We start from the raw sequence: 505 nt of genomic DNA, 5'->3' as shown, positions 1-505 counted from the left end.
GGCTCAGCTCCTCAAGCGTCTTGGGATCGTCGGTCAGGCGGCGCTCGGTCAGGATGTGCTTCTCGCGGTCGTTCAGGTCGCCCATCGCATCGACCAGCATGCCATGGCGGACATCCGCCTCCTGCTGATCGGCGACCACCTTGTCCTGGAGCGGCGCGTCATCCTGCAACCAGTCCTGCCACTGACCCTCGCCGTCCTCGCGCATCGAGACGTTGAGCGACGTGTCGCCGCCCATCGCCATGCGGCGGTTCATCGACACGACGTCGCTTTCTGCCACGCCCAGATCGGTCGCGATCTTGGTCACGTCTTCGGGGCGCAGGTCGCCGTCCTCGAACGCGTCGAGCTTGGACTTCATCCGCCGCAGGTTGAAGAACAGCTTCTTCTGCGCCGCGGTGGTGCCCATTTTCACCAGGCTCCACGACCGCAGGATATATTCCTGGATCGAGGCGCGGATCCACCACATCGCATAGGTGGCCAGGCGGAAACCGCGATCGGGCTCGAACTT

Annotated in this window: 1 pseudogene; it reads right to left on the bottom strand. The window is 64.2% G+C overall.

Features of this window, described 5'->3' with window-relative positions:
• Positions 1 to 505, bottom strand: a pseudogene (locus ACU8YE_RS24445) (RNA polymerase sigma factor RpoH); the annotation flags it as partial.

The sequence above is a fragment of the Ralstonia sp. VS2407 genome (assembly GCF_052950655.1).
This window is presented reverse-complemented; position numbering and strand designations above follow the sequence as displayed.